9 protein-coding genes are annotated in these 13,067 nt (G+C 60.8%); all 9 read right to left on the bottom strand.

Annotated features, from left to right (window positions below; translation table 11 throughout):
* Window positions 1-199 precede the first annotated feature (199 nt).
* Complete coding sequence (locus EXY20_RS34700; protein ID WP_135557021.1) at window positions 200-1,306, bottom strand: L-threonylcarbamoyladenylate synthase; 1,107 nt, start codon at window positions 1,304-1,306, stop codon at window positions 200-202.
* 107 nt (window positions 1,307-1,413) lie between these two features.
* The gene (gene spoIIR, locus EXY20_RS34705) at window positions 1,414-2,073 is read right to left on the bottom strand and encodes a stage II sporulation protein R (RefSeq protein ID WP_135557022.1); all 660 of its coding nucleotides are present in this window, start codon (window positions 2,071-2,073) and stop codon (window positions 1,414-1,416) included.
* Window positions 2,074-2,181: 108 nt separating this feature from the next.
* Window positions 2,182-3,147, bottom strand: a complete 966-nt coding sequence (locus EXY20_RS34710) for a sialidase family protein (RefSeq protein ID WP_235886346.1) — start codon at window positions 3,145-3,147, stop codon at window positions 2,182-2,184.
* 210 nt (window positions 3,148-3,357) lie between these two features.
* Window positions 3,358-5,334: an FG-GAP repeat domain-containing protein gene (locus tag EXY20_RS34715; RefSeq protein ID WP_135557024.1), complete on the bottom strand. Its 1,977-nt coding sequence runs from the start codon at window positions 5,332-5,334 to the stop codon at window positions 3,358-3,360.
* A gap of 20 nt (window positions 5,335-5,354) precedes the next feature.
* The gene (locus tag EXY20_RS34720) at window positions 5,355-6,281 is read right to left on the bottom strand and encodes a carbohydrate ABC transporter permease (protein ID WP_235886340.1); all 927 of its coding nucleotides are present in this window, start codon (window positions 6,279-6,281) and stop codon (window positions 5,355-5,357) included.
* A gap of 1 nt (window position 6,282) precedes the next feature.
* Window positions 6,283-7,200 (bottom strand): ABC transporter permease, encoded by a 918-nt coding sequence (locus tag EXY20_RS34725; protein WP_135557025.1) that lies wholly within the window; start codon window positions 7,198-7,200, stop codon window positions 6,283-6,285.
* A 150-nt stretch (window positions 7,201-7,350) separates the two neighbouring features.
* Window positions 7,351-9,072: a type 2 periplasmic-binding domain-containing protein gene (locus tag EXY20_RS34730; RefSeq protein WP_135557026.1), complete on the bottom strand. Its 1,722-nt coding sequence runs from the start codon at window positions 9,070-9,072 to the stop codon at window positions 7,351-7,353.
* An 81-nt stretch (window positions 9,073-9,153) separates the two neighbouring features.
* Window positions 9,154-11,922: a cache domain-containing sensor histidine kinase gene (locus EXY20_RS34735; protein WP_167859734.1), complete on the bottom strand. Its 2,769-nt coding sequence runs from the start codon at window positions 11,920-11,922 to the stop codon at window positions 9,154-9,156.
* Window positions 11,919-12,779 carry a response regulator transcription factor gene (locus EXY20_RS34740; RefSeq protein ID WP_135557028.1) on the bottom strand — a complete coding sequence of 287 codons (861 nt, stop codon included), beginning with the start codon at window positions 12,777-12,779 and terminating at the stop codon, window positions 11,919-11,921. Before EXY20_RS34740 ends, EXY20_RS34735 begins: the two co-directional genes overlap by 4 nt.
* Window positions 12,780-13,067 lie beyond the last annotated feature (288 nt).

Raw genomic sequence — 13,067 nt, forward strand, 5'->3', positions numbered from 1 at the left:
CAGCAGTGGATACCAAAAACCAAAGAGCTAAGCGAGAACAGGCCGCTTAGCCCCTTGATTTCTTCCGAATGCATTCCTATTTGTTTGCCGCGGGTGTTCAGAAGTTACTTTTGGGACAGCCTCATTTTCGATGTAACGAGGAAAAAGGGGCGAATAAGCCATTTTTTATGGGCTATTTGGCAAGGCGCGCTTCGGCCGGTCATAGGCCGGCGTTTTCGCTGCGGCCGGCCTCGTCGGCCGATACGATGCGGCCTTCGGCGGCTTTGCGCAGCCGGTTCCAGACCGCGGCGCCGATGCCTTGCCCGCCATGGCCGAACGGTTCGGCCAGCAGGAACGCGGCGCCTTCGTCGTCGAAGCGGCGAAGCGCCGCGAACAAGCCGCGGGCGATCGATTCCGGCTCCGCAAGCCGGCCGCAAACCGCCACGACATCGGCGCGGTAGCGATGCGCATGCTCCTCGCACGTCAGCACGCCGGTGCGCTCGCCCTCTCGCTTGGCCTGGTCGAGCCGCCGCTGGATCGTGCGGCTTACCGCATCGGCATCGTCGCCGGCGACGATCGCCATGCTGCCGCGCGGCGCGTAGTGGCGGTACTTCATGCCGGGCGCGCGCGGCGCATCGGCAGCGTCGGCGGCCGTCTCCGCGCCGGCGAGCACGGCGGTGCCTGCGGGCAGCGCGGCCCGCAGCTGCTCCGCGGTGACGCCGCCGGGCCGGAGGATGCGCACCGCACCGTCTTCGACGGCGACGACCGTCGACTCGAGCCCGACGCCGGTGGCGCCGCCGTCGACGATGCCGGCGATGGCGCCGTCCAGATCGGCGCGCACATGCGCCGCCTGCGTCGGGCTCGGCCGGCCGGAGCGGTTTGCGCTGGGCGCGGCGACCGGGCAGCCGGCGGCCGCAAGCAAGCCGAGCGCGACCGGATGCGCCGGCATGCGAACGCCGACGGTGGCAAGGCCGGCCGTGACCAGCGGCGATACCGCGCCTGGCAGCGCCGGCAGCACGATCGTCAGCGGGCCGGGCCAGAAGGCGTCCATCAGCCGCTCGGCCGTTTCGTCCGGCCGTTCGACCAGATTGGCCAGCTGCGAACGATCGGCGATATGCACGATCAGCGGATTGTCGGAGGGGCGGCCCTTCGCGGCGAATATGGCGGCAACCGCCGCCGTATTGCGGGCGTCGGCGCCCAGGCCGTATACCGTTTCCGTCGGAAACGCAACGAGCTCGCCTTGCCGCAGCAAAGCCGCCGCTTCGCGGATGGCGGGCTGCCCCGGATCGCCGGCCGGCCCGACCGTCCAGTAGTGCGTTTGCGTCATGAACCGTTCATCCTTTGATTTTTCTTGCCATTATAGCGCGAAAAAAGGAGAACCGCCACGCCAACGTGCGCGTGCCGATTCTCCTTTTGACAACAATCCCCAAACCATTACCATTTCGCCTTGGCCCAGGAGCGGAGTTGTTTCATCTTGTCCCACACATAGGAGTGAAGCTCCGGCTCCGGCGCGGCGACGGCGATTTCCGAATCGGCGGCGGACGTTTGCGACAAGGACGCGGCCGATACGACGTTCGCCTTCTTGTCCGGCGCTTTCGTCACCGTGCTCACCAGGCACAGCGGCGGAAACAGCACGCACCACCAGTTCTGCCCCGCCCCGGCGCCGAGCGTAATGCGCAGCGCCTCGTAGTCGCCCGCCGGGTAAATGCGGCCGGCAAACGTTTTGATCGGGAACGGCACTTCGCCCAGCTCGGCGCGGAACCCGTAGGCGTAGCCGCTCTCCCGCAGCTGCGCGCCGACGGCCGCTTCAATCTCCGGCATGTGCCGCCGGATCGTTTCGCGCTCTTCCTCGATCGTGGCGGGCTTCTCCTGCCACGAGTCGATCACGGCCATGACGCGGTCGCGGACGGCGCGCTTGACCGCCTGGTCCTGCAGCGCGTCGGAGTTGGCCAGTATGCGAAGCCGGATCGCCTGGTTCGGGATGTCGCCTTCGAACGCCGCGGCGTTGGTCCGGCTCGACTCCCAGCTGGCAATCAGCACGAGAAACGCAAACAACAAGTAATAATAATGACGGTATGAAGTCCGTTTAACCATATTCAGCTTCCCCTTCCCAACTCCCATACTCCAAGTATGGGCAGGCGAGGCAAAAGCTAAACCTAGCAATCTAGCATTTTATTCATCGGCTCGTAGATCCGGCCGCGTTTACCGGCTTTGCAGCAGCGCCCATTCGATCGCCGTTTCGTCGGTTCGCGCGCCGGCGTAATACACCACAAGCAAACGGCCGTCCGGCGTCAACGCGGTTGCCGGCAGCCCGATGGAAAATCGGCTCATCTCCGCCCACGTATCCTGCATCGACGATTTGGCTGCCGTTTGGCTATCCGGCACGGGTCTGGCGACCGGCAGCTCCGATTCGACCGGCCACGTGAGACCGCCGTCCGCGCTAAGCCGCAGCATAATGGCCGGCTGCGCCGTCCGATCCACATACACCATCGCGATCCGGCCGTCGCCGAGCCGCACCGGTTGCGCCGGCTGCCCCGGCACGCCGATATCGCGGTAGTCGGACCACGTCCGTCCGAAATCGTCCGATTGCCGTGCGTGAATGTTCAAATACGTTGCCGCTGCGGCGTCGTACGTCCAGAACAGATTGAGCAAATTTCCTTCCTTCACCACGCCCGGCCGCTGATCCCAATAAAACAGCCGATTGGTCGGGTCGTTGCTGGTAATGACATGCTCGGTCCAACTGTTCCCTTCATCGCCGGAGAACAGCAGCACCGACGAATGGCGCCACACTGCCGTCTCCCGATAAGGCTTGTTCAGCTCGAATTGGCATGCAAGCCGTCTGTCGCCGAGCAACAACAGCGGTCCCGTCAACGGCACAGGCACATGAAACGGTGACGTATCCACCAGCTCGGGCCGCGTCCAGCTGCTTCCGCCGTCTTCCGAGCGGGAGATCATGATTTTGGTGTCGAGCAGCCCTTCGGTCTCCGGATTGAAGTAGGGCAGCGACGGATCGGAAATGTCTACCCAGCACAAGGCGGCGATGCAACGGGTTCCGCCAAGCGCCGTTACGTATGCGGTACGGAACGATCCCGGCTTGCCCTCGATGGCTGGAGGGTCGAAGGGCGTTGCCGGCTTGCTCCATGTATTTCCGTTGTCATCCGACATCATCACGACGATATGCTGTCCCGTTAAGGGCGTTTTCGCCGGAGCGGCCCGAAAGCTGCATATCCACCGTCCGTTAGGCAGAACACAAATGCCGGGAAACGCGGCGCTTTGTGTATTCGAAGGAGTTTCAGCGCGGTACACGACGCCTTTACCTATTATTTCCATTTATTTTTCACCCGCATTCTTTCGCTTTGTTCTTCTCCGGCTGTCGCTTCACAGCATCCGCTGATAATAAGCCACTCCCGGCTCGCCGCCGCCGTACACCATCTCCGGCTTGCCGTCCCCGTCGAGATCGTGCAGCCGCTTGAGCAGCGTCATGTCCGGCAGCGTGCCGATAAGCGCGAGCGCGAAGCCGCCTTCTCCCTTCTCCCTGACCAGCTTGTATACGCGGGAAAACCGATCCGCCACCGACCAGATCACGATTTCCCGCTCACCGTCTTCGTCAAGATCGGCCAGCTGCAGCTCGACCATCCGATTGGTGACGACAGGACACGGTTCCCCGGCAAACGGCACGGGCGCATGCGGCTCCAGAATCGGCAGCCCCGCCGCGTCGATTCCCTTGTGCAGCAAGTAGTAAATACCTGCTCCCGGGGCCGGATCCGTCTCGAAGCCGCGCTGGTAGGTCGCACCGCCGACCAGCAGGTCCTCCCGGCCGTCGCCGTCGAGATCGATGCCGATCGGACTCAGCCGGTTGTGAATGCGAATGATATGCCCGCCGCTATCCCGGAGCGGACCTTCCGAACGATACCGAAATTGCCCGTCCTTGCCGACCTCCCCTTCATCGACGAGTAAATAAAGATGCCCCATGTCGGTGCCCACGATCAGGTGCTGCCTGCCGCTGCCGTCAAAGTCCCACCGGGAAGCATGATGGCAGCCGCATTCGGGCGATACCTGCGGATCGGTCTCCCCGTCGACATGGAACGGGCCGTTCTGGTCAAGAAGCGGCGCAGACCCGCTCGCCAGCATAATCCCGTTCGCAGTGCCAACGATTTCGCGCACCGTCCAGTCGCGGAAACCGGCGTTGAGCAAATACCGCTTCCCGCACTGCCGGTCCTCCAGCACTTCCGTATAATGATAATCGCACGTGATCGCGTTGTCCGCGCTGATCAGGCCGGAGCAGCTGAATTCCGGCACGATGCCGTCCGGACGCGTATTCGTCATGCGGGCGATATGGTTGCCGGATGTCAGCAGCAGCTCGTCATCCCGCTCCGGATCGACGATCAGCTTGTCGTGGAAGCTGAACGGGTGCAAATGCCGAACGCCGTGCAGGGCGACTTCACCCAGATTGCGGAACGCCGGCTGCCCGTCCTCACCGTCGTTCACCCGCTGCAAGTAGTAAGCCTTCAGCTCCATGTAGCCGGTCAGCACGAGCAAATCGTCGCTACCCGTCCGCTTGTTGCGGTACACGACAGGCCTGACGTTGCCGCCGGCGAACCGCTTGCCGTTCTCGAACCCGACGCCAAGCAGGAACGGAACGCCCGACTCGTCGGCGATTTTGCCAGCCGGCCGCACGTACCGCGTGCCGTATTGCTCCCGCAGGCGTCGGCCGTACTCGGACGCCGCCTGCGCCGGCTTCTCGTATTCAACGCCGACGTAGGCGGGACGTTCGCCGGCCGTTGACACGTCGGGCATCCACCACAAGTTGCCGGCCATGTCGCCGACGATCAGATCGGTCGCGCGGCGGTGCCGATTCGGATAGGCGATCGGGTAAGCATAGTTGTAGAAATACGGATCGGTATACCCGGCAAGCGCATCGGTCAAATAATTCGGATTGTCGTAAGGCAGATTGAACGGCAGCCCGCTGTCGCGGTCGACGATCACACCCGCATAGTCGAAGGCCACCCTTGCGTCGTCCGGACGGCGCTCCAGCAGGTGCAGGAACCCGTACCGTTCCGACACGACCGCGTCCTCCCGCCCGTCGTGGTTCCAGTCGGCCAGCCCGAACAGTTGCTCCTTGCTTTTGGCTTCGAAGGCGAGCGTCGGCTCGCCTTGCAGCTCGCCGTCAAGCAGCTCCTCCGTCGCATAGTCGAAGATGCCCTCCCAGATCCGCGACAGCAGCAGCCGTTTGCCTTGTCCGCCCGTTCCGGGGATGATCGCGCCGGCCATCGTCAGGCCGAACGATATCGGACCATGCGGCGTGCGGATCGGGATTTTCTCGCCATAAGCGGCCGGTTTCCAGGTTGTCGTCATCGGTTCTTTTCCTCCCCTTACTAGCCTTTCATGGAGCCGAGCATAATGCCTTTGATGAAATAGCGCTGTACCCACGGATACACGAGCACGATCGGTCCGATCGACAGCAGCGCGATCGCGGAGCGCACATTCAGCAGGGACAGCTGCGCCAGCTCGGCCGTCTGATTAAGCGACACGGCATTGTTCACCGACATGTCGACGGCGGCCAGCATCTCGCGCATGATCACCTGGATGACCGTCAGCTTGCGGTCGCGGATGTAGATCATGGCGTCAAACCAGGCATTCCAGTGACTGACGGCGGCCCAGAGGGCGATCGTGGCAAGCACGGGAACGGACACCGGCACAACGATGCGGAACACGAGCCGGAAGTAGCCCGCGCCGTCGATCAGCGCCGACTCCTCCAGCGCCGGGTCGAGCGACATGAAGTAATTGCGCATGATGATGATGCTGAAGACGGCCACCGCTCCCGGCAAAATCAGGACCAGAAAATTGTCGATCAGTCCGAGGCTGCGTATCAGCAAATACGTCGGAATCAGCCCGCCGGTAAAAAACATCGGGATGACGAAATACGTCGTCAGCCAGCCGCGAAGCGGCAGTTCCCGCTTCGCCAGCGGATAAGCGGCCAGAATCGTGAACAGCAGCTCAAGCGCGGTGCCGGCGACGGTGCGCAGCAGTGCGTTGACGTAAGGACGAACGATCTCCTCGTAGGAGAACAGGAACTGGAACGCGCTGACGGACCAAACCTTCGGCCAGACGTGAAGCCCGAGCGAGCTGGCCTCCTTGCCGGTCGAAAACGCGATGACGACGATCTGCCAGAACGGATACAAGATCAGCAGCGAGAAGAGCAGCAGCACCGCGTAGTTGACGATGTCGAACCAGCCCGTGTGCACGCGCCGGCCACGGCCGGCCGTCAATACCCGCGCGGCGTTCATTTTTATTTCCGCCATATCACCACACTCCGTAATCGCTGCGCCGGCGCACGATCTGGTTGACGGTCACCAGGAAGACGACGCCGACGACATTTTTGAATAGGCCGACAGCGGCAGAATAGTCGAACCGGAATTGCTCGAGGCCGACGCGGTACACGTAGGTATCGATTATGTCGCCCACTTCGTATACAAGCGGATTGTACAAATTCAGCACCTGGTCGAAACCGCCGGACAGGATGCTGCCGAGCCGCAGCAGGAACAGGATCGTAATGACCGGTACCAGCGACGGCAAGGTGATGAACCGCATCTTGTGCCAGCGGTTGGCGCCGTCCGCTTCGGCCGCTTCATACAGTTCCGGCGAAATCGCGGATATCGAAGCGAGATAGATGATCGACGCCCAGCCGACCTCCTTCCAGGCATCGGTCAATATCAACAGCGGCACGAAATAGCCCTTGTTCGACAGGAAATGAACCGGATCGCCGCCGAACTGCACGATCAGATAGTTGATGACACCCCGCTCCGGCGAGAATACCTCGACGACCATCGAGGCGATAATGACCCAGGACAGGAAATGAGGCAGATAGGAAATGCTCTGTATCAGCCGCTTGAAGCGGTGGTGGATCACTTCGTTGATAAGCAGGGCGAACCCGATCGGCAGGACGAACCCGACGATCAGCCGCAAAAAGCTGATGATGAACGTATTGCGGAGCGCCCGCAAAAAAGCGAAATCCTCGAACATCATGCGAAAATGAGCCATTTGATTCCAGGGGCTGTCCCAAATGCCGAGCCCCGGCTTATAAGCTTTGAACGCCACGATCACGCCGTACATCGGCGCGTAATGGAATACGGCCAGATGGACGACCGGGAGCAGCAGCATCAAATAAAGCGCCCGCATGCGAAACATTTTGTTGCGGACCGACTTCGCGTGCGCCGTCATCGCACTACCTCCTTTCGGGGCTTTCCGCAAGATGCGGTGCCCGCTTCGCCAACTCTGCGTTTAGACGGAGACGGCAAAGGCGACGTCCGTGCACCGGCGGACGCCGCCCCGCTATCCTGCCTTCCGCAGTGGCCATGGGCCGCTTCGGCGCTATTTCCTTAACAGATCCGCCACAGTGGGGGCCTTCTCCAGTTCAGCAAGCACCTCGCTGCCGCCGGAGGAAAGCCAATTTTTCACGTACCCGTCCCAGTCTTTGGCCACATCCACCTCGCCCGTTACCGCTTTGTAGAAAAATTCGTCGCGGATCGTATTCAACTTCGCACCGCTCGCGGCAAGCAGATCCTTATACTTCGTTTCGTTGAAGCGATCGGCCTTGTAAGGCCGGATCAACAGGCTTTTGCCTTCCGGCGTCGCCGTAAACATGTCGTTAAGCTTGCGCTTCGAAGCCAAATCCAGGAAACGGCTCGTCACTCCGGAGCGGACGACGAAATTGTAGTACGTCGATCCTTTCGGCTCGAGCGCGACATTCGGCTTGGCCACGACCGCAGAATCGTAAGGCGTGCCTTCCCAGTCGAAGTCCGTGCCCGCCACGCCGAACGTCGCCAGCACGTGCATGTCCTTGTCGAAATTGATGTACTCGAACATCTGCAGCATGCGAACCAGCTTCTCGTCGGAGACGCCTTTGCGTACGACCATGCTGTAATTGAAATTGTCCACCTGCGTGGTAGACGGAATGAATTGCGCGCCGTTCGCGCCGATCGGCGGCGGGGTGATCAGGAACTTCGACTTCGGATCCTTCAGCGACAGCACGCCGGGAGGCCGTCCGTTCGTGTACGGAATCATCGCGACGGCGTCGGCGATGACCGGCGTGATGCCGAACTTGCCGGCTGCATACTTCTCCCAGGTTTTGGCCAGATTGAGCGTCGTAAACTCGGGATCGATATATCCTTTTTTGTACCATGCGTTCAATTGTTGAAGCAGCGATTTGTATTTGGCGCTGATGTTGTATTCGACGACTTTGCCGTTCTCCTCGATGTTGTAGTTCCAGCCAAAGCCGAACGAGCCGGCATAGGTCGTCAGCGCGTAGTTTAGCGCGTTCGTGTTGAGCGTGATCGCATGTGTGTCCTTCTGGCCGTTTCCGTCCGGGTCGCCGTTCACGAAGGCATCCATTATTTTCTCTTCTTCCGCGAGGGTGAATGCCTGCTTCGAGAAGAAGATGCGCGACAACTCGCCGGTATTGCCCATCGGCGTCAGCTGGCCTTTCGGCGCGATGCCGACCTTCTCCAGCCAGTCCAGCCGGTACGCGTGCAACCAGCCGACGTTGCCGGACGCTTCCTCGAACCCGGTCAGTGCGATAAGCGACTCTTCGTTTTTCGCTTTGTTGACCTTCCAGCCGGTCGGCTGACTGGTCAGCAGCGCGGCGTACTGGGGCGCGTACTTCTTGATCATTTCGATCGGAATCGTCCGCGTCAGCTGATCCGAAACCATTTTGTACGGGTCGACGTACGTAAACGACATTTCCGGCAATCCGCCCGAAGCGATCATCAGATTCGTCTGATCGGCGTTGTTGATGTCCACCTTTTTGTTGATCAGCTTGACGTTGAACTTTTCCTCGAGTTTTTTCTGCACCGGATTGCCGTCTTCGATTTTGCCCCTTGCCCCTGCGCCAAGCCACTCGATCTCCAGCTTCTTGGACAAATCGGCGCCGCTTGGCGTCGTGCCGGTAGAAGCGCTTGCCGCTGCCGACGCAGCCGGACTCGCGCTCCCCTTGCCGGCGCCGGAATCCGCCGCCGGCGACTTGCTGCAGCCCGCGATCGCCAGTGTCGCCGCGAGCATTACCGCCCCGGCTTGTACTACCCGTTTGTTGCCCATCTCTTCCGCCCTCCCCTTTTTGTCGCGATGACCTTGCCTCTTCAGTATAAAAAGCGGGAAACGACGCTACTAAAAAAATCATCAGCTCTCGTTAGCAAAATGTTCAGCACTTTCGCGCAGGTACGGCAGACGCAGCACAACGGACGTCCATTCCCCCGCGGCGCTGTCGACGGCAAGGCCGTAAGGCCGGCCGAAATGCAGGCGGATGCGGCTGTGCACATTGTACAGCCCCACATGCCCGCGAACGCCCGATTCCTGCGTCAGCTCCGCCTGCAGTGCGCGCAGCCGCTCCTCCGCGATGCCCGAACCGTTGTCGGCTACCTGCAGCAGCAGCATGTCATCCTCCCGGCGGCAGGAGACAACGACGCGCAGCGTCCGCTCCTCCGTCTGCTCGTTGTGGCGGATCGCATTTTCGATGAGGGGCTGCAGCAGCATTTTGACTACCGTGCAATTGTTCAGCGCGGCATCCTCCTCCCAGACGAAAACGATCCGATCGCCAAAGCGGAAGCCCATGATGTCGGCATACGCCTTGGCGTAGTCCAGTTCCTCCCCCAGCGTCGTCAGCGGATATTCCTTGCCCATCGCGAAGCGGAACAACCGGCTGAGCAGGCCGATCATCTCCACGGCGCCGTCTCCGTCCCCTTCTTCGATCGCATACATGATGTTTTCCAGCGTGTTATGCAGAAAGTGCGGGTTGATTTGCGCCTGCAGCGCATCGATCTGCAGCACCATCTGGCGGCGGTCGGCCAGCACCCGTTCGCCCGCGAGCTGCTCAATCCGTTCCAGCATCCGGTTGAACGACGTCTGCAGCTGGCCGACCTCATCGATCGCATACGGCTCCTCGCGGATAGGCCCGATCGATCCATCCGGCTGCTGCAGGAAAAACCGGGCGTTCATGGCGGCGAACGGGCTCAGCAAATACTGCGACAAGCCGTACGCAAGCAGCATCGCCAGCAGCAACACGATAACCATCAAATAAATATCGTCGTAGATGATCGCCTCGGCTTGGCCGCGCATCGCCGTATAGTCGTAACGCGACACAAGATACCAAGGCAAATCGCCGATCCGATTGGCAAAATACAAGGCCGTCTCCCCTCCCGACGCGTACCCGTTCAACTGCGAAACAGGAAGCGGCAGCGGCGCGGTGGAACCGATCTTCTCCGGATCGGGATGAGACAGGATGCGTCCGTTCTCGTCGGCGATGAACGAGGTCCCTCCGTACGATTCCAGGGAAGCGTACAGGTTGGACCAATATACCTCCTCCACATCGACCGCAAGAAACCCGTCAGGGCTTGCCGCCGTGCGGTTCAATGCGACGATCGCCATGCCGAGGCTGATCGCGGTGGAGCCGCTGCCGGCTTGCGCATAGTAGAACAGATTCCTGCGCTCCGAATGCATCTGGAGGTAGAAGGGTTCCGGCAGCCGGTTGTTCCACGGATTGCGGCTTGCATACAGCAAGCGGTTGTCGGCGGTGTAGATGGCCACGGTATCCTGCCCGAGCGGAGACGAGCGGAGCGCCATCATAATCGGGGCGAACGGCTCCGCGTCTTCCGGCCGATTGACGAATCGGATGACGCCGGAGTCGTAGGCGAGCCGGGCGAGCACGATTTTTTTCTGCTCGACGAACAGCTCGATGCGGTGCACCGTCTTCTCGAACGTCGCCTCGTAAGTGCGCCGCAGCTCCTGCGATATGATTTGGGTGGAGTGCCGGAAGACGAGCGCGACGAACAGGATGATTGGCAGCAGGATGGTGACCGTGAAATAAAAAAACAGCCGATCCCGCATGGTGACCCGCGATCTTTTAAGATTGGCGCCTGCCGGCTGCCTCCACCGGTCGCGCAGCTGATGGTACCGGCCCATCGAGCGGATCAGGCCGTGCAGCGGGCGAAGCATTTGGTCTCGCAGCAGCGTGGCCAACACGAAAGAAAGCAAGGCGCAGCCGAGCAAAGCGGCGGCGAAGAAGGCGCCGATCGTCGGCAATTGGGGGCGGAGCACATTGCCGGAGAACTCGGCGAAGACGAGATACAAGTCGGAGAAGCCGATATCGCGCGTATAGTAGCGCTTGCCCTTCCACCACTTCCCCTTCGTCCAGGCCGCAGGCGCCTGCAGCGGCGCGACATCGGCCGCCACGCCGGCGCCGCGGTACAGCACGTTCCCGTCGCCGGCAACAATCGCGATCGCTTCGTCGTAAGGAATGCGATGTTTCAAATTGTCCGGCGCAAGCTGGATGATAATCATGCCGTAGCCGCCGCCGCTTCCGAACGATGGAATGGAGCCCGCCAAATAAACCGCCTGATTCAGCCGATCCAGGTTATCCCGCAGCTGCGGCTCCGTTACGTCGGCACGGGTTATGCCCAGGGCGGCATAGGTTTCTCCTTCGGGTACGAGCCGAATTTGCCGCATCGGGCGGAACAGATCCGGCAGGCGCTTGTCCAGCGGATACGCGAACAACGGCCGGTCGGTGCCGTATTGTGCGGACGTCGTAACCACGTCAATGCGGGCGATAAAATCGTTGTCCTTCTTGAAATTGAACAAAGCCGCTTCCACGTCGAGCGAAAGCGTAACCCGCTCGTAGGAGGAAGCGGCCGATCCGGCGAGCCGGTCGATTGTGCCAAGGAACGGCTCATTGCCGCGCAGCCCTTCCAATGCCTGATAAACATCCTCGAACTGTTTTTTCGTATCGACGGTCGTCTGGCTCAGTTTGATTTCGAGCAGGTCGTTCACCTTTTGGTCGATGAACGATTTGGTCTTGAAGTAGAGCACCGCACAGACAATCAACAGCAGCACGGATACCGTCAGCAGCGAAAACAGCATGAGGAACCGCGTGAGCGGAACAGGGCGCTGGTTCACACGCCATCCTCCTCCGCCCATGCGGCGGCTGGGCCATTCGTTGGCATGGCCGCCTTGCCTTCCTGATACTCGCGGGGAGTGACACCGGTAATTTTTTTGAACACCTTATTGAAGTAAGAGAAGCTGGCGAACCCGACGCTGACGGAAATGTCGCTGATTTTGCCGTCCGTGCGGAGCAGCAGCTCTGTCGCCCGGGCGATGCGCAGCTCGTTCAAATAGTCGACGAAGCTGTAGCCGGTCTCGCGATTGAACAACGAGCTGAAATAGTTCGGATTCAGGTGGAGGTGGCCCGCCACATCTTCCAAACGGATCTTGTCCTCGTAAAAATGGTCGATGTACCGCTTCGCTTCCGCAATGTACAGGTTACGCTCCAGCTGCGTCCTTGCCCCGGTCGCGGTTTCCCCGGTTCCGGAGATTGCGGAATCGCCGCCGGAGGCAGGCGGGCCGCCTGCCGGCTCGTTCCCCGCCGTCTTCAGCGGCGACGTGCCGAGCTCGCGGGCGATCTTCCCGAACAACTGCCGGAACTCCCGCCGAATGAGCGGCTTCAGCATATACCCTCGCGCATCGAAACGCATCGCTTCCTGCGCGTAGGCAAAATCGTCGTACGCGCTCATGATCGCCGTACGAATATGCGGGTATTCGCGATGAATGCGCTCGACCAGCTGGAGCCCGCTCATGCCGGGCATCCGGATGTCGGTGAGCACCACCTGCGGCTGCAGCTGGCGGATCATCCGCCACGCCTTTTCCCCGTTTTCCGCGCTTCCGATCACCTCGAAACCGAATTCCTGCCAAGGCATTTTGCTCGCCACGCGCTCGCGAATTTTTTTCTCGTCGTCCACGATGAGCACCCGATACATCCCGGTCCCCTCCCGATACCCTCAGATGTGTATAGGACGAAGCGTTGTCTGTTTCATTATAATCGCTGGCACGGACGATCGGATAGCGCTGCCGGCGCCGCTAGTACAAGTATAGAAACATTGCCGGCGCCGAACTAAAAAAATGTTCAGGTCTCCATAGCAAAATGTTCAGGTCTTCGACGGAAATGCAAAAAGCAGGCCGGAATGGCAACCAGCCGGGCCGTTTGCACGAAGTTGGACAGAAAAAATGCAGGGGAGTAAAATAGACGAAAGGGATAAGAAGCGGGA

It is taken from the genome of Paenibacillus cymbidii (genome assembly GCF_004764705.1).
GTDB classification, from domain to species: Bacteria; Bacillota; Bacilli; order Paenibacillales; family NBRC-103111; genus Paenibacillus_AN; species Paenibacillus_AN cymbidii.